The following is a 25521-nucleotide window of genomic DNA, read 5'->3' as shown; positions in this document are numbered from 1 at the left end:
AAACTCTTCACGAGTCTTGGTGTTGATTTTCCGCAGCTCCAGCACGAATTCGCATGATCGTCTGACGAGAGGTACAAAAGTCTTTGGCGAGTTGGGATACCGACGTGCCGGATTCCAATAATGTCAGTACCTCGATTCTGCTTTTTTCGGAGAGGCTCCCCTTTCTACCTAGCTTGGTCCCTTGTGAGCGCGCCCGGGCCAACCCCGCATTGGTGCGCTCGATCAGCAGGTCTTTCTCGAACTCGGCCATGGCTGAAATTACACCCATAGTCATCTTGCCAGTGGGGCTGGTCAGGTCCATCCCTCCCAAAGCGAGGCAGTAGACCTTTACGCCGTCTTTACCGAGTCGTTCTACCGTAGCCCGTACATCCATCGCGTTACGGCCAAGGCGATCGAGTTTTGTCACTATGAGCACATCACCAGGTTCAAGACGATCCAGCAGCTTGGCAAAAAAAGGCCGTTCGCCTGCTGCGCTGCTTCCGCTGATACATTCGAGAACTACGCGCCTGGGGTTCACATCGAAACCGGCTGCTTTCACTTCCAACACTTGGTTAGCGGTATTTTGGTCCGGTGTGCTCACGCGGGCATAAAGGAAAGTACGGGACACAGAAAGGCACCTGAAGTGTACGAATAGGTATGCTTTCAATCGTACACTGTCCGAATTTGGGAAAGGCTATTTTTTGTACATGCCTGTTTTTGGGTGTCCGAAAACGATCGTTTTCGGACACATATCAGACGACGCGGTGATCAGCGGCCGCAACCCAAAGCGGACGCAGTGGGCATAGGGCACTCTCCGCCCTTATTGAGCGCAGCATGGCTCTCACGAGCTGGCACCTAGGCTGATCCGCCTCGTGACAGCAGATACAAATCTTGTTGCCGTCAGGGTCTCGAAAGTAGGCGCCGTAGTAGTCAGGGTGGTAGTGGCGCCTCAACCCGGGTTCTCCTTCACATATGCCGCCAGTCGCCAGAGCTGTTGTGCAGCCCTTTTTCACAGCCTCTCGATCTGATGCAAGGAGAGCCACCATGTGACCATTTCCCGGGTCGCTTGCTTTGCCGTCAAAAGGCTTGCCTATGACAAAGATCGGGCGAGGCGAGTCTTTGGCAATCCAGCCTGCCCAAGGTTTGCCTGCGTCGTAAAACTTGAGTGTGAGACCGAGGTCGGCCATCAGCTTCGAGTAGAAGGTATAGGCGCGATCAAAATCACCGATACCTAAGAAAACGTGAGAGGTCATGTGGCACCCGCAACGGATATGAACCCGGAAGGATCGAGCAGTCGTACATCTCGTTCATTGGCGCAGAGCACCTGTTGGGGCAAGCGCCTTGCAAGCTTAGATCTATCCAGAGGAACTGTTCTAAATTGCCCAGTTAGCCGCGAATGGCGAACGACCGCTTCTTCGATTGCTGCCTGTGAACTGAAGCGCGCACTGCGAGGTCTCGGACCCATGAGGTGTTGACGGATGCAAGGGCTGTGCGCGCTCCGTTGAAGATCCGTGACCTTCACAGACTGCTTGCTGGAGTACCTCAGGCTCCGAACGCACCGTCGATCGTATGCATCGCCCCTGTCACAAAGCCCGCTTCCGATCCTGCCAACGGGAACTCTCAAATAGCTACGTCAAGCTTATGTAGTGCGTACTGTGATATCTTCTGATATCTGTAGCTATCTTTCTGATTCGCATCGCCTGCTTCTAGATATCTTTTAGATACCCAGTGCTATTCTATGGATATCTATCGATACCTGTTGATACCTGTTGATACCTGTTGATACCTGTTGATACCTGTTGATACCTATGGGTATCTATTGATATCTATGGGTATCTGTGTATGATGGTGCCATGGCTATCATAAGATAGCTTTAGATAACTATGGATATCCGGAGATATCGGTATGCCCACGATACCTTTTATTAGCCCCAAAGGTGGGGTAGGTAAAACCACGTCATGCCTGGCACTTGCGACACAGCTAGCTGCAAGAGGCGTCGGGGTGACAGTCATCGATGCTGACCCCAACTACCCGATCGCTAAATGGGCTGACGGAGGAAACAGTCCCTCTAAGGAAATTCTGAAAAAGACTTCCTGATTTGGCAGAATCCCCGGACACCAATCGCCGAGCTTTTCGATGATGAAGCAAATGACCTTCGCCGACGCCGAGTACGCCGGTAAGCGCAAGCAGACCCGTAAGGAATTGTTCCTGATCGAGATGGATCGGGTCGTGCCCTGGAAGGGTTTGATCGCTCTGATCGAACCCCATTACCCGAAGGGCGAAGGCGGTCGTCCGGCGTATCCGTTGATGGCGATGCTGCGGGTTCATCTCATGCAGAACTGGTTTGGTTACAGTGATCCGGCGATGGAAGAGGCGCTGTACGAGACGACGATCTTGCGCCAGTTTTCCGGCCTGAGCCTGGAGCGAATCCCGGACGAAACCACCATTCTCAACTTCCGTCGCCTGCTGGAAAAACACGAGTTGGCCACTGGCATTCTCGGCGTGATCAATGGCTATCTGGGCGAGCGTGGCCTGTCACTGCGACAAGGCACCATCGTCGATGCCACGCTGATTCATGCGCCCACTTCGACAAAGAACAAGGACAGTAAACGCGACCCGGAAATGCACCAAACGAAGAAGGGCAACCAGTATTACTTCGGCGCCAAAGCGCACATTGGTGTCGACGATGACTCGGGGCTGGTGCACAGCGTGGTGGTCACTGCGGCCAACGTGGCGGACGTGACCCAAGTCGACAAACTGCTACACGGTTCTGAGAACGTGGTCTGCGCCGATGCAGGCTATACCGGTGTCGAGAAGCGCAAAGAGCATGCTGGACGCCAAGTCATCTGGCAGGTTGCAGCCCGGCGCAGCACCTACAAGAAGCACGGAAAACGCAGCGTGTTGTACAAAGCAATACGCAAGATCGAGAGAGCCAAGGCTCAGGTTCGCTCCAAGGTTGAGCATCCATTTCGGGTGATCAAGCGTCAGTTTGGTTATACGAAAGTGCGCTTCCGAGGCTTGGTGAAAAACACTGCTCAGATGGTGACGTTGTTCGCCCTGTCGAACCTGTGGATGGCACGTCGACAGTTGCTTTCTGGCGCGGGAGAGGTGCGCCCGTAATGAGGGAAATAGCCGCTGCAAGGTGCTTGCTGCGGAAAAAATGCATGAAATAAGCGGCAGACTTGATCGATTTTGAACGGCTGCCGTTTTTTGAAACCGCTATGGCTCAGCAGTTGAGAAATAGCTGCCTACTTCAGACCATCCCTAATATGACTGTCATCTCCGGTGTCACAGAAAACAACATCGCGAGCAAAATTCGCGAAGCTGCCAATCGTGATCCGTTCGTGATTGTGGACCTAGAAGGTACTGCGGCGAAAATTGTGGTTTTAGCACTGCAGGAGGCAGATTTTGTGGTTGTTCCTATGCAGGGGTCATTGTTGGACGCGGAGCAGTGTAGTGGTCAAGCAATCCCGGACACCTCGATAAGTAGTTTTTGCGCTTTCTGCCGTTCGTACTGATTCGGCGGCAGATAGCCTAGAGTCGAGTGCAGCCGACCATCGTTGTAAAACCTCACCATGTAGTCAGCGACATCCTTCATCGCCTCGCTGTGGTTGGCGTAGTCTCGGCGCCAAACCCGTTCCATTTTCAGGTTCAGAAAAAAGCGCTCCATCACTGCGTTATCCCAGCAGTTGCCTTTCCCGCTCATGCTGCATCGCATGCCATGGCGAGCCAAAAGGCTTTGGTATGCAGCGCCAGCGTACTGACTGCCGCGGTCGGAATGTGCAATGAGTCCGGGCCCCGGCTGACGCTGTGCAATAGCTAGCTGCAGCGCGCTACAAACCAACTCTGAGCGCATGTGCGGCGCCATGGCCCAGCCCACGATCTTGCGGGAACACAAGTCCATAACGGCTGCCAGATAAAGCCAGCCGCTTCGGGTTCGGATGTAGGTGATGTCCGCCACCCAGGAATGGTTGATGGTCTTCGGATTGAAATGTCGGTTGAGCAAATTTTCGGCTACCGGCAAGTTGTGGTTACTGTCAGTTGTATGCACGAACTTGCGCTTCCAGGCTGGCTTCAAACCATGCTCTCTCATTAGTCGGCGGACTTTGAAACGGCCAATCACAACGCCTTCGTTGCGCAATGCGCTGCGTAGCCTACGACTGCCGTAGCAGCGATCATTGGCCGAGAACAAGGCTTTGAGCTTGACCGCCACAGGGCAAGCCAGGGGCGTTTTTCGGGCGCGCTGACTTGCCTCATAAAACCCGGAACGACTGATCCGCAACACCCGGCACACACGTGCAACCGGGAAGGCCTTGCGTTGTAATTGACGGACCAGTTTATGGATCACTTCAATTCGCGGGCAAAGAAGGCCGTAGCTTTTTTTAGAATATCGTTATCCATCTTCAACTCGCGGATCTGCTGCTCGAGCTGGCGGATACGCTGTTGCTCCGACGTCAACGGCTTCCCGATCCCGGCGCCGCCCAACTGCTCGGCCTCGTACTGCTGAACCCAGCGACGAACCGCCGTCTCGCCTAGATCCAGATCTCGGCAAACCTGACCAACACTCATGTCCTGGTCTTTGATCATCTTCACGACTTCCAGCTTGAAGCTGGCATCGAACTTTCTGTATTTCTTGCTCATAGGTACTCCTTGATAGGTGGAGTTTGTAGTGGTCAACTGATCCCGGACACTGAATTGAGTTTTTCCTCAGCGACCGCAGGCGCTAGCCCTTCGTTGAACTGATGCGGTCGCCGCCAGTTGTATCGCCCCATTAGGAATCGGCCGATATCCTGTTGCGCTAGCGCAGCGCTCATGTAGCCCACCGTCGGTATCCATTCTGTTTTCAGACTGCGAAACAGCCGCTCCATCGGCGCGTTATCGTGGCAGTTGCCGCGCCGACTCATGCTCTGTGTGAAGCGGTATCGCCATAGTCTTTGGCGGAAACTTCGGCTGCCATATTGGCTGCCCTGGTCGCTATGAAACAGTACGTTTTGCGGCCTGCCACGCTGCTCGTAAGCCATGTCCAGTGCCTTGATTACCAGGTCGGCGTCGGGCTTGGGTGAGAACGCCCAACCCACAACACGGCGGGCACAAAGGTCGATGACAGCTGCTAGATAGTGCCATCGACCTTCGGCCCAAACGTATGTGATGTCACCGCACCAGACCTTGTTTGGGGATGCGACGGTGAATCCTCGATCAAGCACGTTCGGAATATCAGGTCGCTCCACGGTCGCCTTTTTATAGGCATGCGAACCGGGCTGTTTGCTGATCAGGTTCATCTCGCGCATCAACTCGCGCACCTTGAATCGCCCGATCTGCATGCCGTCCTCTTTCATCATCAGCATGATGCTCCGGCTGCCCGCAGCGCTTCGGCTTTGCGTAAACAGCTCGTTCACGCGGCTGCGCAAAACCACCCGTTCGGCATCTGGATACCGGCGTTTTCGGCAGTACGCGTAGTAGCAAGATCGGGTTACTTCAAATACCGAGCACAACAGATCAATCGGCTCTTGAGCCCGCAATTGATCGATTAACGCGAACGCTCGTGTTCCTCGGCCATCAAGAGCGCGGTGGCCTTTTTTAAAATCGATTTCTCTCGTTCCAGGCGGTTGATTCGGGCTTCCAGTTCCTGGATTTTCTGCTGCTCGGGTGTCAGCGCTTTGCTTGTCGGTGTGGCACCGGCTCGTTCCTGCTGGAGCTGGTTGACCCACCGGCGCAAGGCCGACTCTACCAACCCAAGCGACTGGGCTGCATCAGCGTGGCTGTAGCCCTGGTCAAGCACCAAGCTGGCAGCTTCGCGCTTGAATGCGGGGGTGAAGGTACGTCGTTGTCTGCTCATCGAACACCTCTGTGTGGCGAGCATTCTCACCTAAATGGGTGTCCGGAATCATTAGACCACTACAGTTTCACCTATCAAGGTGTCCGGGGCCATTAGACCAGCTCACAGGCGGGGAGGGCGGTTTCTTTGATACATGATCAAGAGTTGGCAATGAGAAGGCACCTGCCAGCCTATAGCCTACCGTTCTCAATTTTGTTAACGCGCACGCCACCAGCCTATCAAACCCGAACCATGGCCAATTTACGTAGGAGTCTTGTAGAAAAGCAGATTCCCCTGTTCGAGACGGTAATGACAGAACGCGAGGCTTTTCGTGCGATGTTCTCTTTTCAGCAGCCTTTGGGGGAATTAAACGCGTCTGAGGTACCTGGCATAGATAAGGCCATAGCAAACGCTGACGCTTTCGCAGCAGAGCTCGTAGCAAAACTCCATCCAGCAGGAGGTGAGAGTGATGACTGATAAGCGAATCGACCCATTCGCGAACCTCGGTAATTTCAAGCCAAAAGGGGAAGAGCAGCGTCCGGCCGACATTGAAGTTATCGAAAAGATATCTAAAGATAACAATTTTCCATCCAGGGCCGCTCCAGAGGTAAAAACTGGAAAACGTGCGCGTTTCAACTCCGGTTCACCCAAGAAACAACTCAACATCAAGGTGACAGAAGCTTGTCATGATCGCTTCTATGAAATGGCTGAAAGCCGTGGCATTCGAGTCCTTGGGGATTTGGTCAGCTTGGCTCTGGATGCGCTCGAAGAAAGGGATTCTCTAGCGAAGCAGTAATGTTCTTAAACCATTTTCCGTGAACATCAAGTAGGGCCTGCTGATATCCTTGTCAGTAGGCCCCGGCCTGACTCTCTCCAGATCGAGCACGATTCCCGTGCAATCTGACAGAGAGGCCGCATGACAACCCGCCGCGCTACTTCGCTCCGCTTTGAACAATTCAAACACCTGATCCGCGTTGCGTCCGTTGCTGGCCGCTTACCAGAGCGCGACGTAATGCTTTTATGGCTGACCCACACCACGGGCATTCGTGTTACCGAGCTGGCCTTGCTGGATGTGTAAGATGTTCTGTACCCCAGTGGTGCAGTCAAACCCGAGGTGTACTTGCAGGCTGACATCACCAAGGGTTGTCGACCGCGCAATGTGTACCTAACCCATGCCCGCTGCGTTGCCACGCCCGATGCGTGACTTGCCGTGCGCCTACAACGCCGCTGGGGCTTCTCCGGCGACGATGGCCTGCGCCACCCTACGGGCGCTAAGACCCGGATAACTCGCCCCCAGGCGGCTACGCCACCTGCCGGCTCAACCCGGCGCGCGTGCGCGCGGACTCAGAAAATTGTATGGTGCCGATGAGATCGCCCTGTGCCTTCGGTGAAGGCATGCGTTTTGCTGATTCCGTACCTGTTCATAAGGATTCGTCGATTGACTAAAGGAGTAACTATCGTGCCCTTGAGTCCGCTGCCCACTGACATGCGCGAATCCATGTTGGCCACGCTGAACGATCACTATGTGCTGTACCCACAGCGCGTTCGTTATTTCTGCTACCTCTGCAAAGAGCAGTTGGACGGTCGATCCAGATCTGCCTTGGTCAAGCGTCTTGACCAGATTATGCGGGTAGCGCTGCAACAAACTGAGGAATGGCACAGCCATTTCAGAACGTGGATAAGTGAAGCAGTTGAACATCAGGCGTTTCACACTAGCGATCACGATTTTTTTCTGCTCCATCTGGAAAAATGCAAGCCACGTCGTGGAGAGAAACGTGCTGCCATCAGGACTCGACGAATCAAGCAAATCGAAAACTAGGCGCTGCCATGCAGTGCGTCACTACTTGAACAAGCCATGGGTCTAAACGCCATCGGCAAAAAAATCTAGCATTTCATGGACCCAAATGCCGCTGACCTACTCCCCCTTGCAGCTATGGAACAAGCACTGGTTGTTGGACGGTGTCCAAGTGAGCTGCAGGCTTTGCAACCAGTCGCGTCCTGTCCTCGATCTTGGAGCATTCGTGCATGCCCCTGAATGCACCATGTCTCGATTTTCTGGCCAATACCCCATCCAGGATCTGTGCTCTATCGTCGAGAGAAGAGCCAAGGACCGGTTGTTCTAGGCTTTGAATCGTACGCTCGCAGGCACTGTACCTGACGTTCTGATAGGCAGAGCTTTCTCCAAATTGGCAAGAGTAGATTTATCAATTACTGTTCATTCATACAGCTAAGGGCCAGGCATGGCCAAAAAGCAGGCTTCAACGCCACCCCCTCCGAAGCCCTATGAGCTGCTGGCGATGCGGTTGCAGCGCACGATCTGGCGATGGTCTTCAGGGGGGCTGTAGCCTGTTCGGGGCTGAAATCCGTGAAAATTATACCCCTTCAGTTTCCCCTTTCGGGTAAAAACAGGGCTTTATGAGGTGAAACACCTCATAACAACAGTAATGCCCGCGCATTTCGTGCCTACGGCCGGCGTGGCAGCGGCGTACTCACGACCGTGCCAAAGCCCGTCTAAGCGGCCCAGGGCGAAGAAGCCCGCCTTGGCCTACGGACCTAAGACCCGGATAAATCGCCCCAGGCGGCTACGCCACCTGCCGGCTGAACCGGGCGCGTGCGCGTGGCCTTGATAAGAAAATAGCGCCTTACACTACGTCTTGTGCCTTCAATGAAGGCATGCATTTCAGACCTCCATCTGCTGTATTCTGGGACTAGGCACGGCCTAAGTAGGGGCGTCGAGTAGTTGGCTAGGTGCAGTTATGAACAAGAAGCGTGAACCGTCGGTTGGGCCTCCACGAAAATTGCCATCCGCATGCCGGATGGCTTTCGTGAACAGCTCAGTGACAAGGCCAAGCGAGGTCACCGCAGTTTGAACGCAGAAATCTTAGTGCGAATAGCTTCCGGGCTGGATCAGCCTGTGCATGATTCAGCGCCAACGCTGGACCAGACCGATCTAAGGCCATCTGATGAAAAAATACTTACCGCGTTTCGTCTACTCGAGCCCAGTAAGCAACAGGCGCTGTTGTCGCTGATGAACGAGATGGCTGGCACCAGCGAAATCCTGATTCCGATCGCCGGCTAGCCTGCGCTTACGCCAAGCTGGCACTGTCCGGATTATTCCTTCCTGTTTATCCATACAGCTAAGGGTAAGCACGGCCAACAGCAGGCTTCAGCGCTACCACCTCCGAAGCCTGTGGGCTGCTGACGATACAGTTCAAGGGGACGATTAACAGTCCTGCAATGTAGCGTTCGAGATCAGCGCTCTTGGAGCGATTGCTTGGTGATCGCGAAGACGACTGGGACACCATCCTCAAGGCACTGGACCACATCGATAACGTCACCGTGACATACAAAGACGATGGTGATTTCCCCTATCGTTTGATTGATGTTTTACTGAGCCATCAGTGCGCCGTTTTAGGCGTTTGGCCTAATTTACAGGAGACGGCCATGCGCTTGTCCCATTTCTTGATCGAAAACATAAAACCCATTGTCCATGAATGGGAAAATTTCGCACGTACGCTGCCAACCACTGGCAAACCTCTTGATGCCGAGGCGCTGCGTGATCACGCCGAGAGGATGATTCGGACTATCGCGGCCGATCTGAATACCGAGCAATCTGCTGAACAGCAAATCGAAAAATCATACGGTCACGGTCCTTCACGCAAGGATAGCGCGGCCACATCTCATGCCGTCGGCCGGTTGATAACTGGATTTTCAATCAACCAGGTTGTGGCGGAGTTTCGAGCCTTGCGTGCGAGCGTGATGCGTCTATGGATGAACCAAGCCAAGCAGGACGAATAATTTGAGGTGGACGACGTCATTTGCTTCAACGAAGCCATCGACCAAGCTCTCGTTGAATCCATCGCCAGCTACACAGAGGCAGTCCAAGCTTCACATAATATCTTCCTAGGCGCGCTGGGTCATGATCTGCGGGCACCACTGAGCGCCATTTTATTGAGCGCTGATAGACTGCTGCGCACTGACGCCTTGGGAACCAAAGCCACCAAGGCTGCTGCGCAGATACATACAAGCGTGGGGCGTGCCTCGGCTATCGTAGGCGATCTCCTTGATTTCACCCGTGCGCAGTTGGGCCCTGGAATACCCGTCCATCGAACATTGATCAACATCGCGCCCGTGTGTGAGCGAATTGTCGATGAATGTCGAGCGGTCCATCCTGATGCGAATTTGGTATTGGACTCGACGGGTAATGTAGAAGGACATTTTGATGGGGCTCGTCTCGAGCAGGTATTTTCTAATCTGATAGGCAATGCGCTGCAGCACGGTAAGGCGAAGTCACCGGTGAAAATCACTCTTGGGACAAAGGGCGATTCACTGGAGTTTCGTGTTCATAACTATGGGCACGCCATTCCTAGCGAGCGCCTCCCTGAGGTCTTCAATCCGATGGGTCAATATTGTCTACAAGACACCCAGGATCGCGGTCCACAAGCGAGCCTTGGGCTGGGCTTGTATATCGCAGCTCAGATCGTGGCATCTCATGATGGCGTCATCGAGGTAACCTCAGACGAGAAGCGCGGAACGGAGTTCGTGGTGAATATCCCTATCGTTGAAAAAAATGCCGTCTGATCCAATGCCGATGGGAGGGTTGCCAGTCTCTTGCCTCCGATAACACGGTGCTGCGCATTCTCAATCGCGTCAGAGGTCGTCTAAGCGGTTTGGGACGATGCAGTGCCGAAGCCTCACCGAGCACCATTTTCATTGCACGGTACACCTGTGTAATGCTTGATTTTATTGGTTCTCCCCATGGTCTTTCCCACTCATCGGCCTGAAGGCTCGAAATCGCATACTGAGTGTCTATTCAGTTACATAGGTCTGATTGTTCAGGCTGCACCTCAAAGACTCACCATCATCACGACAGGATCTGGCGTATGAGTTCCATTATCCTTGTTGAGGATGAACAAGTCATATTGACAATCATGACCGATGTCCTGGAAATGGACGGGCATAAAGTGAAAACGTTTTGCGAAGCTGATTCAGCCTGGAATCACATCCAGCTCTATGGTTTCGACGCCGATTTGCTTATTACCGATCTTAGAATGCCAGGGACAATCGACGGGCTTCAGCTTGTCCACAATGTGCACGGCCTAGTACCGCTTGTGCCCGTAGTTGTGGCATCTGGATTCCATGCCGCTGCTGATAGCTTGGACGGCGAGCACGTGTATTGGCTGCAGAAGCCATTCGGTCTCGAGCAGTTGTTGGAGCTTTGTCACAAGCTCACTCCCCATAGCTGAGATAGCGAAGTGGAACGTCCGCACGCTTGGCAGCGTGCCGTTCACTGTTCTATTCAGGCAAGTCTGGGAAAGACGGCCGGCACCTACAACTGTTTGGCTGAATTTTTTCCTCGGTTCTAAAGCTTGAACTGCCCAACCAGCGTGTTAAACGACATCGCCAGCCGGGATAACTCTTGGCTCGATGCGCTGGTTTGGTTGGCTCCTGCAGCCGTCTGCGTAGATAGATCCTGGATGTTCACCAGGTTGCGGTCTACTTCACGGGCTACCTGAGCCTGCTCCTCTGCAGCGCTGGCAATCACCAGGTTGCGCTCGTTGATCTGGTTAACGCCTTCGCTGATTCGTTCAAGCGCCAGACCTGCCTCTGTGGCTAGCGCCTGTGTGTTTTGCACGAGCGTTCGACTTTTACCCATTGCCTGCACTGCTTCGTCGGCTCCATTACGTACCCGATCAATCATGGCTTCAATTTCACCTGTTGACGCTTGGGTGCGGTGGGCCAATGCTCGGACTTCGTCGGCCACAACCGCGAAACCACGGCCTTGCTCACCCGCCCTTGCGGCCTCGATCGCAGCATTGAGGGCCAACAGGTTGGTCTGTTCGGCAATGCCACGAATGACCTCCAGAACCTTGGTGATGTCATGGATCTGTCCTGCCAACGCCTCCACGCGCTGGGTGGAGTCTGTAATTTCCACGGTCACAGTGTCGATGGCCGTCACTGCTTGCTGCACCTGTTTCTGGCCCTTTGAGGCGTCTTCAGCGGTCTGACTGGATATCTGCGACGTGCTGGCTGCATTACGCGCAACTTCCTCAACGGCAGCAGTCATCTCATTGACTGCCGTGGCCGCTTGCTGAATTTCGTCGTTTTGTGTCACAAGTCCGCGCGTACTGTTCTCAGTGACGGCCGTCAGCTCCTCTGCTGCAGAGGCCAGTTGGTCTGACGCATTGGCGATCTGCTGCACCGTGCCTTTAAGGTTGCTTTGCATGTCGGAGAGCGATTGCAAAAGCTGTCCAGTTTCATCAGTCCCTCGAACTTCGATGGGGTGGGTCAAATCGCCCTTTGCGACCCGGCCGGCGCCTTCCACCGATCGATAAATGGGACGTGTAATCATGGCCGTGACAATCATGCCGAGCGCAACCGCGCAAACGATGGCAATCAGGCATCCAATGATCAGTATCCAGGTAACCTCAACGTTTGTGCTCGCCGCGGCTTGAGTCGTCTCGTTAGCCTGGCGAGCGTTTGACTCGGTCATGATTTTTATTTCTCTGACCACTTTTTTGTATGCTGGCGTCACGCTGTCGATAGCGATCTTCCTGGCCAGCCCTACTTCGCCGTTTTTGAGTGCCGTGAAACCAGAGTCAATCGCCGCAATGTAAGCGGGCCAATCACGTTCAAAATCATCGCCGGCAGCACGTTCATCAGGTGCCAAAGGAGTTGCGCGATAAGTCTTGAACGAGTTTTGGGACTCAATTTGATTATCGCGATAAGACTGGAGGACAGCATTGATATCGTCTGTGCTGGCATTCACAGCAGTCAGTACGATGGCCTTGAAAAAGTCACGGTTGGTGGCAATGGCATTTGCCTTGATCAGGTCAGTTTTTTGTATCGAGACCAGATTGTTGCTAACGATGTCCTGCGTTTGCCCGTACAGCTTGGCAATACCCGACTGGCCGAGGGCCGCCACAATTACGGTGATCAATGCGCACAAACCGAATGCGATCAGTAGCTTGGGCTTCAGTTTGAGATGTGTCAGCCATGACATGGACGGTACTCGACAGTAGTTTTTAGGGTGAACGCTAAAAAAACATCGGCCTAGTGGGAGCTAACTTTAAATCTATGCGACCACTGGACGGTATATTTCCAAAAAAGGTCCCTGTTGCATGCCGTGTTCCGATAAACCACACCCAGGTCATCGGTCTACGCGATTTTGACCGGAGTCACTCCGGTCAATTTTTCACGAGAAAGGCCAAGACGTCTTCGACCAGGCTACTCAAGTGTCGAGCACTTTGTGTGATTCACCGATGTGAGATCTCGCTCACGCGCTCGAGAGCTTGGGTTCCTGCCAATGCTTGATACGATGAGTCAAATGGGCCTGTTCCCACATCCACTTATCAATGAATCGATATGGGTCGCCAGGACCTGCAGTGGGAAAGGTTTGACCAGCACGACCATACCAGGCGCCAAGTCCCTACTCCCCAGCACTGCGCTTTCCGCGTAGCCGGTGATAAAAAGGACCTTTAGATCCGGGCGAAAAACACGGGCCGCATCGGCCACCTGGCGTCCATTGAGGCCACCAGGAAGCCCGACATCGGTGACCAGCAAGTCGATGCGCATGTCGGATTGCAATATTTTCAGCCCGGCAACGCCGTCTTCCGCCTCGATCACCGAGTATCCAAGGTCCTTGAGAACGTCTGTGATCAACAACCGCACGGAGGGCTCATCGTCTAGTACCAGCACCGTAGCGCCCAGATCAGCAGCCGACAATGAGCTTACGTTCTCATGTGTAGGCTCAGTTCTGATCCCTGCATGGTCACGCGGCAGATAAATGCAAACCGTCGTACCTTGCCCTAGTTCAGAATGGATCTGGACCAGGCCACCTGACTGCTTCGCAAATCCGTAGATCATCGACAAGCCTAGTCCCGTGCCTGCCCCAGTGGGTTTGGTGGTGAAAAACGGCTCGAATGCCCGCGCGATAATCTGTGGAGACATGCCAGTGCCGGTGTCTTTCACACACAGTGAAAGGTATTGCCCTTCAGGTATCTGATGGTGCTCAGCGAATGTTTTATCGAGGCATTTGTTGGCTGTGTTGATAAGGATTCTGCCGCCTTGCGGCATGGCATCTCGCGCGTTGATGCACAGGTTCAGCAGCGCGTTCTCCAACTGCGAAGCATCCACTCGAGATACCCAGAGGTCGGGGGAATGTTGCACCTGAAGAGAAATGGCAGGGCCTACGCTGCGCTGAATCAGCTCCTGCATTCCGTCCACTAGGCCGCCCACATCGGTGGGCTTGGGATCGAGGGTCTGGCGACGAGAGAAAGCCAGGAGCCGATGGGTCAGCTCAGCGGCGCGCTTGGACGCATGTAGAGCCACTTTGATATAGCGTTCAACATCAGTGATCCGATCCTGTTTCAGACGATCCTGCATCAATTCCAGCGAACCGGAGATCCCTGCCAGCAGATTATTGAAGTCATGCGCCAAGCCGCCGGTCAACTGGCCTACCGCTTCCATTTTTTGGGATTGCCGCAGTTTTTCCTCAGTTTTCATGAGCTCCGCAGATCGTTCGGCAACGTGTTGCTCAAGCGTTTCATTGAGACGGCGCAATTCGGTGATCGCGAGGTCGCGCTCTGCCTCAAGAGTGCGTCGTCCCTCCATATCAATAAGGACACCGGGAAAGCTCAGAGGAGTGCCATCTGAGGCATGATCAACGCGACCATTTGCCTCCAACCAATAGTATTGGCCGTCGCTTCGTCGTACCCGGTATTGCTGCGCGAAAGCACTGCCTGCAACGATGGCTTCTTCAATGGCTTTAGCGAGCCTTTCTTGATCGTCCGGATGCACTGTCGCGACAATTTGGGCAAGTGGGATACCTTCTCTACCGAGCGCAGGATCTAAACCAAATGCGTTGGCAAACGCCTCATCAACCTTGAAACTATCCGTGGGTAAATCCCAGTCCCAGGTGCCGATGATGGCGCCTGCCGCCAGTGCCAATTGCACCCGGCGCATGCTTTCGCGTAGGTTCTCTTCACTGATGCGCAAACGTTCTGCCGCCGCGCGTTGTTCGGTGATATCGATGACAAAGCCTGGAAAGCTGACAGCCTGACCACCCTGATCGAACCCAACACTGCCATTGGCGTCGAGCCAATAATAGTACCCATCCGCACGTTTGACTCGGTATTGGTGCCGGTAGGTACCACCGCGCACTACGGCTTCCATAATTGCGGCGTCCAACCCAGGCCGGTCCTCGGGGTGCACATTCTTGAGCACACTATCGATGGGGACCTCTTTGTGAATGAAGCTCGGGTCCAGTCCAAAAGCTACCGTGAACCCCAAGTCAACAGAGAAACTGTCTCGGGTTGGGTGCCAACTCCAGGTTCCGACCACTCCCCCTGCGGCCAGCGCATGGCGGACATGCTCAAGGTCACGTGCTGCTGAAATAGCGCTTGCTTCCGAGGCCTCAGCTCGCGCTAGCCGAGTGCGAAGCGCGGCAATCTCGGCTTGTAGCGAAGGAACTTCGTTACCGGTACTCATGCGCATTCACCTCGCGGTGAACAAGCTGGATAAGTGTCCAATTTTGATCCAGACGTATCGAGCGCCCAGAGGCTACCCATGAAGAGGTGCTTAGGCAGGTTGAGATGCACGCGTTTGCCGCCATGGAGCCTCACGTCTGGGTTGTAATGAAGGAAAGATGGCCAGCATACAGGGGCCATCAAGGGCCGTCATCGCTGTGGATGGCGGCAGGATCAGCGTAGTTCGGATCTTTAATTGTCAGGATGCTCTGGATGAAGTTTTACAATGAACCATTGGGCAGCTTGCACGTGAAAAAGGATGCCGACGCTGGGTTTATTCGCTAAAGAACTGTTCAAAAATACAGTATTTGGACAGCTTTAGTGGCGAAAAAATCTACCCAGCCAAACTGCCTGATTCCTATGAGCTATTGGGTACGTGGCTGCAACGTGCGATCAACAGTCCTGCAGCATAGCAAGCCAAATCGGCGTTGCTGCAGCGATTGCCCGATGATCGGGCAGAGGACTGGGATCAGCTCATGGCAGAGCTGGGCCACACGGTCTGATGGTCGATCGCGAGCTGACCGAGCGCGAAGACGCCCGCCTGACCACCCGCCTCAAAGCCGCGCGGTTGCGCCACAACGCCTGCCTGGAAGGCATCGACTACCGCAGCCCGCGTGGCCTGGACAAGGTCATGATCCTGCAACTGGGCAGTGGCCAGTGGCTGCGTTATGGCCTGAACTTGATCATCGGCGGGCCTACTGGCGTAGGCAAAACCTGGCTCGCCTGCGCGCTGGCCCACAAGGCCTGCCGCAACGGCTACAGCGTGCGTTACCAGCGCCTGCCGCGTTTGATGGAGGACCTGGGCCTGGCCCATGGCGACGGCCGCTTCGCCAAACTGATGGCCGGCTACGCCAAGACCGACCTGCTGATCCTGAACGACTGGGGCCTGGCACCGTTTACCGCCGCCCAACGGCGCGACATGCTTGAGCTGCTGGATGACCGCTACGGCAACCGCTCGACGCTGGTCACCAGCCAGATGCCGGTGGACAAATGGCATGCGCTGATCGGCGATCCGACCCTGGGCGACGCGATCCTCGACCGTCTGGTGCACAACGCTTATCGGATCGAACTGAAGGGCGAATCGATGCGCAGGCGCGTAACGAAATTGACGTCGGCAGGGGCTTCAGACTAACAATGCGAACCTGCGTCACTGCGCTCCGACTGCTTGGCCGGATGAGCGTGGAATAGGTGACCGGATGGTGTGGAATGCGCAATCTGCTTCCCATGTATAACCGCGTCGAGGTTTTTCCGCCTGCAAGATACTAAGGCGTAACGCGTCAATCGATCCTACTGAAAATCCATCCCCAGAAACCGGGAGTAAGTCTGTGGATAAGGCGGTTTAAACCCACTGATACCTTGCCCTCGTTGGGGGCAAGATAGTGGGTTAAACTTTAACCGTTCCGATTGATCACTGTAGACGAATTTTCACAGCCCTCAGACCTCACTATCCACGTTAGGCACGGATTTGCATGGCTTCACTCGATTTTCGGTATCCCCAGTCGCTCAACCGCATTTCGGTAGCGATCAAACTCCTCATGCATGCGTGCAGTCATTTTTTCCGGCGTCAGGGGCCTGGCGACAAGCATCAGGGCTTTCATGACGTCTGAATATTGTGCAGAGGCCTGCATTCTTATGACGGCAGTCCGTAATGTCGTCAGTGCGGACTCAGGGGTTGCGCCCTGAGTGAACCATCCGAACCAGGCCGTCAAATCCATGGAGGAAATACCCTGCTCTGCCAGAGGAACGACTTCGGGCCAGTAGGTAAAGCGTTGAGCGCTGGTAGTGCCGATCGGCCGTATCGGAGCTTCAAGCCTCGGGCTTATGCCTGGATTAGGGACGACAAATGCTGCAGCCAGCGTCTCGCTTCGAAGATCATTCAGCAAGTCCTCAGTCCCTTGGTAAGAAACACTGCTCAAAGATGCCCCCGTGCTGTTCGCCAAGGCTGCGACGGCCAGCTGACCAATCGATCCGTTAATGGATATGCCAATACTGCGAAAGTCAGGGTTGTCATTTACCCATACCAAGTACTTCGCCAGATTTGTCACTGTCTTGGGGACGACAGGTCCTACCACCATTAGGTAAGGGAAATCACCCAGGCTGGCGATGGGTTTGAGATCATGGAGGGGATCGAAGCCCACGTCACTGTGAAGGCTGGGCATCAGGGTCAAAGATGCAGAGATGGCTTGCAGCAGGACAGTCCCATCTGGAATGGCTTTGACGGCGGCGATGCTTGCGGTGCGCGTGCTACGGCCTTCGAGGTTGGTCAAAATGTACCGTGGGCCGCCCTGAGCGGTGACTAATGGCAGCAAAGCGTTGGCCAGCTTACTTCCGGAAGCTCCTGGTGGATAGCCGTAAAGCAGTCGACCTGTTGGATTGATCGCATCACTCATTGCCGGACCGCTGATGCCTGCACTCAGAATTACGCCGGCAGAGCCTGCGATAAATGACCTTCGACTGATCAAGGGAGCCCCCGTTATATTTGTATTGTAGGTGGTATTAACCAATGCTATCGGCGGCCAATGCTGAATCTAGAGGTCGGCTCCATGCAAGAATACATTGAGGAGGTCGGACCTGCAGGGCGATCCTGTTCGCCCAGGTCGACACGAAAACTATCGACCGCCACAACGTGGCCTGAGCGACAGATACTGATCATAGATCTTCAATATCTTCGTCGAGCGCAAAGCGCTGCACTGCGCCATCTTGCGCCAACCATTGCATCAGCTCTTGGCCGGTCAGGGGAGGCGCTATGAAGAAACCTTGGCCTTCACTGCAACCCCAGGATTTAACGGTGTTGAAGTTCGCCTGATTTTCGATACCTTCGGCCACCACTTTGTAACCCAGGCGTTGAGCCAAATCGATGAGTGTGGTCACCAGTCGCCGATCTTTCTCTTGGTTCTGAATGTCCTTGATCAAGGATCTGTCCAGTTTTACCGAGGTGGCAGGCAGCTCCTTCAAATAGGTCCAGTTGCTGTAACCGGTGCCGAAATCGTCGATCGAAATATCGATACCCAATGCGCGCAAGCGCTTCAGTTGGAGCCGGACCTCGGCGAGGTTCTTGATCAGCGCACCTTCGGTAAATTCGATTTCCAACGCCGAACCTTCCAGTTGGAAGCGTTCAAGGAATTCGACCAGCTTGTCGGTAAAAGCCGGGCCTTCAAGATCGCTGGGGCTGACATTGATGGCCACCTTGAAATGATGGCCGTTTTCTCGCCACTGCTTGGCCTGTCTAATAGCAGCCTCGACGACCCAGAGGCTTAAAAGCCGGATAAGCTCGGTTTTTTCCGCCAGGGGCACAAACTCGGCAGGCCCGATGGGCCCCAGGGTCGGGTGCGTCCAGCGCAATAATGCCTCTACGGCGCAGCACGTACCCGTCTCGAAGTTGATCCTGGGCTGGAAGACTAGATTCAGTTGCTCCCGGTCCTCTAGCGCAGAGGACAGAGAACTTAGCAGCCTGAATGCCCTTTGCTGGGCAACATCGAGTTCACCCTGATACATGGACCAGCCGATACCTAGGTCACGGGCGTTGTCGGCTGCGCTCACCGCCAGCCGAACCCAGTCGCGTTCATTGAGATTAGCCTTGTCAAGTTGCAATGCGCCCATGCCCATCTGGGTTCGGATCGGTATGCCATCGTGTACCACCGCCATCGCAAAGCCCACTGATAGCTTGGAGAACAGCGTCGAAAGGCACTCTCCGAAGGGCTTGATGAAGGCAAATCGCGTCAGGCCGATTCTGTACAGGACGCAATCCTGACCGATCAACGCGCTCACGCGGCGGCCTATTTCTTTGACCAGATGTTGAGGAAACGAATAACCCAGCGCCTTCACGATATCGTTCAGAAATAGCGGCGAGAGGAAATCCACTGCAATCAGCAGGGGCTCTTCACCCGCGCTTAAGTGCCTATGGATGTCGTCTTCCAGGCGAACTCTGTTCATCAGGCCGGTGGGCCGATCAATAAACGATGTAGTGCGCAGTTCATGCAGCCTGTAGACCACCAATTCGCCCAGTTGATGCAAGGTCGCCCGTTGTCTGGCAGACAGGGGGTCGCGCGGTTGCTTGTCGATGATGCACAGGCTTCCAAGTGCAAGACCATCGGCGGTGCGCAACGGTACACCCGCGTAATACCTGATCTCGGGCTCGCCCGTCACCAGCACGTTATGCCTGAACCTAGGGTCGAGGAGGGCGTTCGGTACCTCAAGAAACTCATCGACCAATATCGTGTGGCCACAGAATGAAATATCTCGAGGGGTCGAGGAAACAGCAATGCCCACCTTGGCCAGGAACCATTGTTGCTGTTCTTCGAGTATGGAAATCAGCGATATCGGTGCGCCGAAGTTTTCGGCGGCCAGCGCCACGATACGGTCCAGTACGTCGTCTTGGACCGCGTCGAGATAGCATAGCTCAGCTACCCGCTGGGCACGGGGTATCTCGTTGCCAGGGTAGGGGGCGGCAAAATGGGTTATCACTGATCTTCACCCAGCGAGTTGTTCGCCACGAGGGGAGCCTTGCACACGGTAGAAAACGAATTAAGGATAGGTCACCTTGAGCTTTCGGGCATCAAAGAGTTTTTGAATTACCCTGTGTAAATGATTAGTCAATAGCCTGCCGAGTGCAGCTACTACGCTATTAGCACCTTGCTGTATCTCTTTGATTACCCCGTCAGCATCACTGGCCAAGGATAATGCGGTCTCTGCCTGTCTTTTGCTGTGCCCAATAACGCTCACCGCGCTGGATGCCAAGCTCTGGTTCTTGTTGACCACGTCTACAATCTCGGCAGTTGCTTTAGAGGTACGTGAGGCCAGCTGTCTAACCTCATCGGCCACCACGGCGAAGCCTCGACCTAGCCCCGGCACGTGCCGCTTCGATGGCGGCATTCAGGGCCAGAAGGTTGGTCTGGTCTGCGATGCCACTAATGGTTTTGACGATGGTCCCGATCACTTGGCTTTGAACGTCCAATGCTTGAATGCCGTGTGTAGCATCCTCCATCAAACCCGACAGCTGATTCAAAACACTCACGTTATTTTGGATCACCTCGAGGCCCTGCCGGGCACTGATACCGGTGCGCATTGAGGTTTCCATGGGCCATATCAGCGCCTTCATCCACTGCGTTCTCCCGTTTAACCTGGTCGCTAATGACCATGGCAAGCTTAACGATTTTGTATAGCTTGCCATTGGCGGCCAAGACAGGGTTGTAGGACGCTTCCAACCAGACTTCCTGCCCCTGATTGTCTATTCGGCAAAATCGGCCCGCTACATAGTTGCCGCGGCGCGGAGTTTTCCTGAACTCCTTATACTCGGCCGACTGGGCGTAGTCTGGCAGACAAAAAATCTGGTGATGCTTGCCCTGAATTTTTGCAAGCGTACAACCCATGCCATCAAGGAAATTCTGGTTAGCTGGCAGCACCATTCCCTCCAGTGAAAAATCTATCACGGCGGTGGAGCGCATCAAGGCGCCCACCAGTGCTCCATTTTCGCGAGACGCCTTGATGGTCCGCGTCAGGACGCTGGAGTATATGGCGATACGTTCTACCTGCCCGTGTTCATCCGATAACGGCATTACATACACGGCATAGCCTTGCCGTATTGGCCTCCGCATATGGATCAATGGACAAGCCCCCGACGCCTAGCAGTTAATGGTTCAAGAATGCCACCATAAGACACTCACCGGGTGCATCGAAAAGATTCGTCCCTGAGAGCCACTCGTCAATCAACCGGGTGATAAATCTGAAACCTTCAACAACCGTAAGCGCTATAGTTTGAACTGTGTCACCAAACGCTCTAAGCTGACTGCAAGTCCCGACATCTGCTGGCTCGCGTGAAGTGTTTGACGTGTCCCTTGCTCTGTCTCACCTGCTAGGTCTCGTATACTGACTAGGTTGCGGTCAACCTCTCTTGCAACATAGGCTTGCTCTTCTGAAGCCGTGGCAATTTGAAGATTGCGGTCCTCGATTAATTGCACTGCAGCCATAATTTCTTCAAGTGCTTTCCCTGCATCCTGAGCGATACCATAGGTATCGTGAGCTTGTGACGTACTCTGTTGCATTGAGTGGACAGCGCCTTCGGTGCCTTCCTGAATTGTCACGATCATTTGTTCGATTTCTTTGGTTGACTCTTGCGTTCGATGTGCCAGTGCACGGACTTCGTCAGCAACGACTGCGAACCCTCGGCCTTGCTCGCCCGCTCTTGCTGCTTCGATCGCAGCGTTGAGGGCCAGTAGGTTAGTCTGCTCGGCTATCGCCCGAATGACGCTGACGACTTTGGCAATGTCTTGGGCTTGAGTGGCAACGTTCTGCACCTGCCCTGAAGTATTTTCCACTTGAGCGGTCAGTTGCTGCATAGCCGTGAGTGTTTGGGTAACCTTTTCGTTGCCTGCCTTTGCAGCAACGCTCGACTGACGTGCTGACTCGGATGTTGACGTCGCATTGCGGGCTACCTCTTCAACGGCCGCGCTCATTTGCGTTACGGCTGTAGCTGCTTGGTCTATCTGGCTATTTTGCCTTTCCTGAGTGACACCGGCTTTTTCTGTAACAGAGTGCATATCGGTTGCCGAGGATGTGAGCTGGTTAGATGAATGTACAATCCCTTGAATCGTTTGCCTCAAATTTTCCTGCATCTGTTTAAGCGCGTTCATAAGACCAGCAGCTTCGTCTCTACCAGATACGACAATCGAGCCGTTAAGCTCGCCTTTAGCAATCGCTTCTGCGACGAGCAGGCATTGGCCGATAGGATTAGAAAGACTTTTTGTAAGCCTCCAGGCGAGCAATATGGTAATTGTCAACGACAGGATAACGATCAAACTCATCGTATTTAAGCTGTGTTTGTATACGGCTGTAGAGTGCTGGCCGGAATCCTTCACTCCAACAGAGTTGAGGTCGCGCAGTGCGGTTAGCTTGACTTGGTAGGAGCGGGCATTATCTGCCTGTTCCCCATTAGCAAATGTAATCGCTGCATCTTTGTCTGTTTGCGCTAGACGGACGAGATTATCCAAGCCATCTAGGTACCGCTTCATCAGTGCGGACGCGTCATCAAAGCTAGCTTTTTCCGCTACTCCTGAAATCAGATGCTCTCGATAGTAATCGGTTAGGCGATTCAGTTGATCGCGGTTTTGTCTGATGGCTTCTGTAATTTCCGCGACGACTTTTGGATCGGCGGAGGCTAGCAGGCGGATCCCTTCCAAGCGGGTGTGCAACAGAGCAATCTGGATGTCATCAGATGTTTGGATGCTGGGCAGCCAATCTGTCTCAAGCTCCTGCTGGGTAGAGCGAAGGTCTGTGATTTGCTCGAACGCAAACGCGCTCAACATCAATAGAAATAGCGTGATAACGCCGAATGCGGCGCTTGCCCGGGGAGCTATACGCAAGGATTGAAGGTTCATTAAAACTCCTACGGAACTGGACGAACCGGTTGGCTCTATCAGGTCATCTGCCAACGGAACCAAAACTTGATTGGTGGCTTTTGGCTACTGCCATGGAGGTTGGGGCGTTTTGCACCTTAAGGGTAAGCAATGGGATGGACGCCCCCGCCCATAATCGCATCGCTGTGCCAGAGTGAGTGGTGTCACCATCCACCTATGCGAAGGGGTAAACAGCTAAAGCGCGATCAGATGGCAGTGTTTTTTGCCAACCTTTCGCCTTGCCTGATCGGTATGGGAGCGTGCAGTGGTGCCCACTACTGGGCCCGTAAGCTCGAAGCGCTTGGGCATACAGTGCGGCTTATGGCCCCGCAGTTCGTCAACCGTATGTCAAAAGCAACAGAAATGACCCAGCAGATGCCGAGGCGATCTGCGAGGCAGTAACACGTCGATGATGCGGTTTGTGCCGATTAAAAATGTTGAACAGCAGTCTGTATTAGCCTTGCATCGTGCACGTCAGCGTTTTGTAAAGGCCCGCACAGCCCTGGCCAATCAGATCAGAGAGCACTAGTCTTCAAGGCATAAGGCGACGGCTACAACGGTGCGAAGGTGTGGGTCGTCGCTGTTGACCCTGATGCGAAATAGGCGATGCGATGGCCAACAGGTCGAAGTAACGGGGAACAAATATGCTCTTTCTGACTCGCCGCGAAGGTGAAAAAATTATGATTGGCGATAAAATTCAGATCCAATTCCTAAGCGTTTCAGAGGATGCTGGGGATGTTAATATCCGGATTGACGCCCCAGATTCTATCACGGTCCAGTGCCGAAACGTTGGCAAAGAAGCGACGGGCCGCAAGCACGGCTCTGTCATTATGCATAAGCGTCGGTCGCGCTCACCGTAGCCGCATTAACGATTCAAGCCTGGCGATCGATAAGCCGTTCGCGTAGTACTAAAAGGAACCCCGCCATGGTGGAGCCCCTAGCCCCTGCGCTGTTGATGGATCCGGAAGAGCTGGAGCACTGCGCCGCGGTGCCGAGTGCTACCGCTAGCTGCGCACGTGGTGCGGATTTAGGGCTGCGAGGTATCGTATGCGGGGCTAGCCTCGGATATAGGCATCGACGTGGTCAGCGACCATTTGGCCAAGCAGGCCAAAGTAGTCAAACCCACTAAGTCCTAGGGACTACTCCACGACCAACGCACCTTTCACCAAGCAAATCGGACCTATCCTTTCTGTTTCTATTCCAGGGGGAGAACGAAAATGAGCGATCAGGAGTACCTCACTCCGCACGACCAGCTGCGTGAGGAGCTGACGGATGAGCGTTTGCTCAGTAATCATCTAATACTGATGCCAGCCAAGCTAAGCCCACGACGCTGATCGCGTGCAGGAGGGCTATATCAGAGAGAGCATTTACGGGGTCATTCGCGATATCAGCAGCTTCAGTTCGTCGCTAAAATCCTGGATGTAGCGCGCTTTGATGATATCGGCTTTACCGGCGTAAACTCGGCATACCAATATTCTTGCGTGCAGCTTTAACCGCTTCCTGCTCAGCGAGCAGTGTGCTCAATTTAGCCATCTCCCACACGCCCCCGAGGGTTTGGCACAACCGCGTGGACTGTCGTTTCAGCCGCGTATTCAAGATCGACCTGGTCTGCGCTCAGGACGCTTCATTGTCGATCGCCAATGCTTGTGTACGGATCGAAGCTCGTTTTTTGGGACTCTGGGGTGCGAGGGCAAGGCTGGACATGATAGGAAATCACGCAGGACCGCCTATGCTGGGCCGAGGCCCTGGCGCAGGATCGTACTGATCACTGCTATATACTCAGTTATTAACTTAATGAAACATTGGGGAACAGGACGGTAAATCGGCAGCCCTTACCCTCACCCTCGCTGTGAGCGGTCACGCTGCCGCCGTGGGCTTCCACCAATTGCCGGACCACCGTCAGACCGATACCGAGGCCTGAGCCATTGAAGCCCACCGCCTTGGGGTCCTGGACGTACGCGTCAAAGATCACCGGTAATGCTTGGGCGGAAATCCCGATGCCATTGTCGGAGACGACAATCCTCAAACCTTCAGGAACCGTTTTGGCGCGCAGTTCTATCTCGCCGCCGCACGGGGTGTATTTGGCCGAGTTGGTCAGCACGTTGGTGAAAATCTGCAGGATCCTGATGCGGTCGCCATTGACCATGATTGGCGTGTCCGGAAGGCGGACCTCCATGTGCAGGTTCTTCTGGTTGATCAGCGGGGCGCAGGCTTCCACCGCTTCACGAATGATTTGCACAATGTCGATGTGAGCGTAGGTCAGGCGCCACTTGCCTGTCTTCGCTCGGGAGACGTCGATCAAGTCTTCGACCAAGCGCGACAAGTGCTGCACCTGGCCTTCGATCATTGAGTGCATTTCCGGTAGTTTTTCGGCGGGGGCGTGCACCATGCGCTCGGCGATCAGGCTGATCGGCGTAAGTGGGTTGCGCATTTCATGGGCGACGGAGGTCATTGCACCGCGTTGCAGGGACAGCGCCTGTTCGGCCTGGGTTTGCAGCGTTTGTGCGTGAAGCGCGGAGATCACCAGATGCTCGTTGGCTTCGCGCAGTTCGTGATAAAGCTCGGCCTGCGCGGTATTGCCGGCAGGTTGTACTTGCGCCGCCAAGGCAGCCAGCACCAGTTTCTGATTGGCTTCCACAAGCAGCTCGATGTGCAGGCCGCTGCCGGCAGATGCTTCCGCTTTCAGCAGTTCCTTGCGTAGAAAAGCCAGGCGCGTCAGGGCCTTTTCCTTTTTTTCAGCAAGCAGAGCGAGGTCAAGGGCGGCCTCCGGCGTCCCATGCTCGTCGTTGCTGTCAAAGTCGTTCATCCC

Annotated in this window: 20 protein-coding genes and 8 pseudogenes; 13 read left to right on the top strand and 15 right to left on the bottom strand. The window is 54.4% G+C overall.

Annotated features, from left to right (window positions below; all coding sequences use genetic code 11):
- Positions 1-7: 7 nt before the first annotated feature.
- Both REH34_RS01170 and REH34_RS01165 read right to left on the bottom strand, forming a co-directional pair.
- Positions 8-607, bottom strand: a complete 600-nt coding sequence (locus REH34_RS01170) for a recombinase family protein (RefSeq protein WP_311970452.1) — start codon at positions 605-607, stop codon at positions 8-10.
- A gap of 124 nt (positions 608-731) precedes the next feature.
- Positions 732-1232 (bottom strand): VOC family protein, encoded by a 501-nt coding sequence (locus REH34_RS01165; RefSeq protein ID WP_311970451.1) that lies wholly within the window; start codon positions 1230-1232, stop codon positions 732-734.
- Positions 1233-1884: 652 nt separating this feature from the next.
- On the opposite strand from REH34_RS01165, the gene REH34_RS01160 reads away from it, so the two are divergent.
- The 3 genes from REH34_RS01160 (at position 1885) to REH34_RS01150 (ending at position 3497) form a co-directional block, all read left to right on the top strand.
- The gene (locus REH34_RS01160; protein ID WP_311970450.1) at positions 1885-2076 is read left to right on the top strand and encodes a ParA family protein; all 192 of its coding nucleotides are present in this window, start codon (positions 1885-1887) and stop codon (positions 2074-2076) included.
- Positions 2077-2118: 42 nt separating this feature from the next.
- Positions 2119-3099: an IS5 family transposase gene (locus REH34_RS01155; RefSeq protein WP_311972103.1), complete on the top strand. Its 981-nt coding sequence runs from the start codon at positions 2119-2121 to the stop codon at positions 3097-3099.
- Positions 3100-3161: 62 nt separating this feature from the next.
- Entirely contained in the window at positions 3162-3497 is a 336-nt protein-coding gene (locus tag REH34_RS01150; protein ID WP_311970449.1) for a division plane positioning ATPase MipZ, read from the top strand.
- On the opposite strand, the gene REH34_RS01145 is transcribed toward REH34_RS01150, so the two are convergent.
- Together REH34_RS01145 and REH34_RS01140 are read right to left on the bottom strand one after the other, a co-directional pair.
- A protein-coding gene (locus tag REH34_RS01145; protein ID WP_311970448.1) for an IS3 family transposase occupies positions 3440-4620 on the bottom strand; the annotation gives its coding sequence in 2 pieces (ribosomal slippage) (positions 3440-4365 and positions 4365-4620; 1182 coding nt in all). The two genes, REH34_RS01150 and REH34_RS01145, sit on opposite strands and share 58 nt — an antisense overlap.
- Before the next feature lie 32 nt (positions 4621-4652).
- Positions 4653-5815, bottom strand: a protein-coding gene (locus REH34_RS01140; protein WP_311970447.1) for an IS3 family transposase whose coding sequence is annotated in 2 segments (ribosomal slippage) — positions 4653-5560 and positions 5560-5815 — 1164 coding nt in all. Because the reading frame shifts where the segments join, the coding sequence is not laid out codon by codon here.
- A gap of 448 nt (positions 5816-6263) precedes the next feature.
- Between REH34_RS01140 and REH34_RS01135 the strand changes: the two genes are divergently transcribed.
- The 7 genes and pseudogenes from REH34_RS01135 to REH34_RS01105 all read left to right on the top strand — a co-directional run bounded on the left by REH34_RS01135 (position 6264) and on the right by REH34_RS01105 (position 11040).
- Positions 6264-6590: a stability/partitioning determinant gene (locus REH34_RS01135; protein ID WP_311970446.1), complete on the top strand. Its 327-nt coding sequence runs from the start codon at positions 6264-6266 to the stop codon at positions 6588-6590.
- A 120-nt stretch (positions 6591-6710) separates the two neighbouring features.
- Entirely contained in the window at positions 6711-6872 is a 162-nt protein-coding gene (locus REH34_RS01130; RefSeq protein ID WP_311970445.1) for a hypothetical protein, read from the top strand.
- A gap of 381 nt (positions 6873-7253) precedes the next feature.
- Complete coding sequence (locus REH34_RS01125; protein WP_311970444.1) at positions 7254-7613, top strand: hypothetical protein; 360 nt, start codon at positions 7254-7256, stop codon at positions 7611-7613.
- Between the two features lie 990 nt (positions 7614-8603).
- Positions 8604-8873: an Arc family DNA-binding protein gene (locus REH34_RS01120; RefSeq protein ID WP_311970443.1), complete on the top strand. Its 270-nt coding sequence runs from the start codon at positions 8604-8606 to the stop codon at positions 8871-8873.
- Between the two features lie 176 nt (positions 8874-9049).
- Positions 9050-9142 (top strand): annotated as a pseudogene (locus REH34_RS01115) (hypothetical protein); the annotation flags it as partial.
- Between the two features lie 96 nt (positions 9143-9238).
- Positions 9239-10375, top strand: a pseudogene (locus REH34_RS01110) (ATP-binding protein).
- Positions 10376-10677: 302 nt separating this feature from the next.
- Complete coding sequence (locus tag REH34_RS01105; RefSeq protein WP_311970442.1) at positions 10678-11040, top strand: response regulator; 363 nt, start codon at positions 10678-10680, stop codon at positions 11038-11040.
- 116 nt (positions 11041-11156) lie between these two features.
- Here the strand turns inward: REH34_RS01105 and REH34_RS30045 are convergent, their stop codons facing one another.
- The 3 genes and pseudogenes from REH34_RS30045 to REH34_RS01095 form a co-directional block, all read right to left on the bottom strand.
- Positions 11157-12020 carry a methyl-accepting chemotaxis protein gene (locus REH34_RS30045; protein ID WP_409373366.1) on the bottom strand — a complete coding sequence of 288 codons (864 nt, stop codon included), beginning with the start codon at positions 12018-12020 and terminating at the stop codon, positions 11157-11159.
- A pseudogene (locus REH34_RS30040) lies at positions 12015-12797 on the bottom strand (MCP four helix bundle domain-containing protein); the annotation flags it as partial. The pseudogene REH34_RS30040 and the gene REH34_RS30045, both read right to left, overlap by 6 nt.
- A 320-nt stretch (positions 12798-13117) precedes the next feature.
- Positions 13118-15283 carry a PAS domain-containing protein gene (locus REH34_RS01095; protein ID WP_311970440.1) on the bottom strand — a complete coding sequence of 722 codons (2166 nt, stop codon included), beginning with the start codon at positions 15281-15283 and terminating at the stop codon, positions 13118-13120.
- A gap of 534 nt (positions 15284-15817) precedes the next feature.
- On the opposite strand from REH34_RS01095, the pseudogene istB reads away from it, so the two are divergent.
- Positions 15818-16453 (top strand): annotated as a pseudogene (gene istB, locus REH34_RS01090) (IS21-like element helper ATPase IstB); the annotation flags it as partial.
- Between the two features lie 343 nt (positions 16454-16796).
- Here the strand turns inward: istB and REH34_RS01085 are convergent.
- From REH34_RS01085 to REH34_RS30015, 7 genes and pseudogenes are all read right to left on the bottom strand, one after another.
- A complete protein-coding gene (locus REH34_RS01085; RefSeq protein WP_311970439.1) occupies positions 16797-17711 on the bottom strand; it encodes a tripartite tricarboxylate transporter substrate-binding protein in 915 nt (304 codons plus the stop codon).
- A gap of 259 nt (positions 17712-17970) precedes the next feature.
- On the bottom strand, positions 17971-19785 hold the full coding sequence (locus REH34_RS01080) for an EAL domain-containing protein (RefSeq protein WP_311970438.1): 1815 nt from the start codon (positions 19783-19785) through the stop codon (positions 17971-17973).
- A 60-nt stretch (positions 19786-19845) separates the two neighbouring features.
- Positions 19846-20386: pseudogene (locus REH34_RS30035) on the bottom strand (methyl-accepting chemotaxis protein).
- Entirely contained in the window at positions 20337-20777 is a 441-nt protein-coding gene (locus REH34_RS30030) for a PAS domain-containing protein (RefSeq protein ID WP_409373221.1), read from the bottom strand. Before REH34_RS30030 ends, REH34_RS30035 begins: the two are co-directional and overlap by 50 nt.
- A gap of 103 nt (positions 20778-20880) precedes the next feature.
- A pseudogene (locus REH34_RS30025) lies at positions 20881-21072 on the bottom strand (GNAT family N-acetyltransferase); the annotation flags it as partial.
- Entirely contained in the window at positions 21069-21857 is a 789-nt protein-coding gene (locus REH34_RS30020) for a methyl-accepting chemotaxis protein (RefSeq protein ID WP_409373365.1), read from the bottom strand. The pseudogene REH34_RS30025 and the gene REH34_RS30020, both read right to left, overlap by 4 nt.
- A gap of 66 nt (positions 21858-21923) precedes the next feature.
- Positions 21924-22694, bottom strand: a pseudogene (locus REH34_RS30015) (MCP four helix bundle domain-containing protein); the annotation flags it as partial.
- Positions 22695-22901: 207 nt separating this feature from the next.
- Here REH34_RS30015 and REH34_RS01065 point away from each other — a divergent pair.
- Both REH34_RS01065 and REH34_RS01060 read left to right on the top strand, forming a co-directional pair.
- Positions 22902-23232 (top strand): annotated as a pseudogene (locus REH34_RS01065) (transposase); the annotation flags it as partial.
- 124 nt (positions 23233-23356) lie between these two features.
- A complete protein-coding gene (locus REH34_RS01060; protein WP_311970436.1) occupies positions 23357-23572 on the top strand; it encodes a carbon storage regulator in 216 nt (71 codons plus the stop codon).
- A 926-nt stretch (positions 23573-24498) separates the two neighbouring features.
- Here the strand turns inward: REH34_RS01060 and REH34_RS01055 are convergent.
- Positions 24499-25518 carry a HAMP domain-containing sensor histidine kinase gene (locus tag REH34_RS01055; RefSeq protein WP_311970435.1) on the bottom strand — a complete coding sequence of 340 codons (1020 nt, stop codon included), beginning with the start codon at positions 25516-25518 and terminating at the stop codon, positions 24499-24501.
- Between the last annotated feature and the right edge of the window lie 3 nt (positions 25519-25521).

Origin of the sequence: Pseudomonas baltica (genome assembly GCF_031880315.1) — a bacterium.
In the GTDB taxonomy this organism is placed as follows: Bacteria; Pseudomonadota; Gammaproteobacteria; order Pseudomonadales; family Pseudomonadaceae; genus Aquipseudomonas.
This window is presented reverse-complemented; position numbering and strand designations above follow the sequence as displayed.

Excerpts from the sequence above, each read along its gene's own strand:
- REH34_RS01165 (WP_311970451.1), bottom strand. The coding sequence starts at position 1,232 with ATGACCTCTCACGTTTTCTTAGGTATCGGTGATTTTGATCGCGCCTAT.
- REH34_RS01160 (WP_311970450.1), top strand. The coding sequence starts at position 1,885 with ATGCCCACGATACCTTTTATTAGCCCCAAAGGTGGGGTAGGTAAAACC.
- REH34_RS01155 (WP_311972103.1), top strand. The coding sequence starts at position 2,119 with ATGAAGCAAATGACCTTCGCCGACGCCGAGTACGCCGGTAAGCGCAAG.
- REH34_RS01135 (WP_311970446.1), top strand. The coding sequence starts at position 6,264 with ATGACTGATAAGCGAATCGACCCATTCGCGAACCTCGGTAATTTCAAG.
- REH34_RS01130 (WP_311970445.1), top strand. The coding sequence starts at position 6,711 with ATGACAACCCGCCGCGCTACTTCGCTCCGCTTTGAACAATTCAAACAC.
- REH34_RS01120 (WP_311970443.1), top strand. The coding sequence starts at position 8,604 with ATGCCGGATGGCTTTCGTGAACAGCTCAGTGACAAGGCCAAGCGAGGT.
- REH34_RS01105 (WP_311970442.1), top strand. The coding sequence starts at position 10,678 with ATGAGTTCCATTATCCTTGTTGAGGATGAACAAGTCATATTGACAATC.
- REH34_RS30045 (WP_409373366.1), bottom strand. The coding sequence starts at position 12,020 with ATGCAAAGCAACCTTAAAGGCACGGTGCAGCAGATCGCCAATGCGTCA.
- REH34_RS01095 (WP_311970440.1), bottom strand. The coding sequence starts at position 15,283 with ATGAGTACCGGTAACGAAGTTCCTTCGCTACAAGCCGAGATTGCCGCG.
- REH34_RS01085 (WP_311970439.1), bottom strand. The coding sequence starts at position 17,711 with ATGAGTGATGCGATCAATCCAACAGGTCGACTGCTTTACGGCTATCCA.
- REH34_RS30020 (WP_409373365.1), bottom strand. The coding sequence starts at position 21,857 with ATGCACTCTGTTACAGAAAAAGCCGGTGTCACTCAGGAAAGGCAAAAT.
- REH34_RS01060 (WP_311970436.1), top strand. The coding sequence starts at position 23,357 with ATGCTCTTTCTGACTCGCCGCGAAGGTGAAAAAATTATGATTGGCGAT.
- REH34_RS01055 (WP_311970435.1), bottom strand. The coding sequence starts at position 25,518 with ATGAACGACTTTGACAGCAACGACGAGCATGGGACGCCGGAGGCCGCC.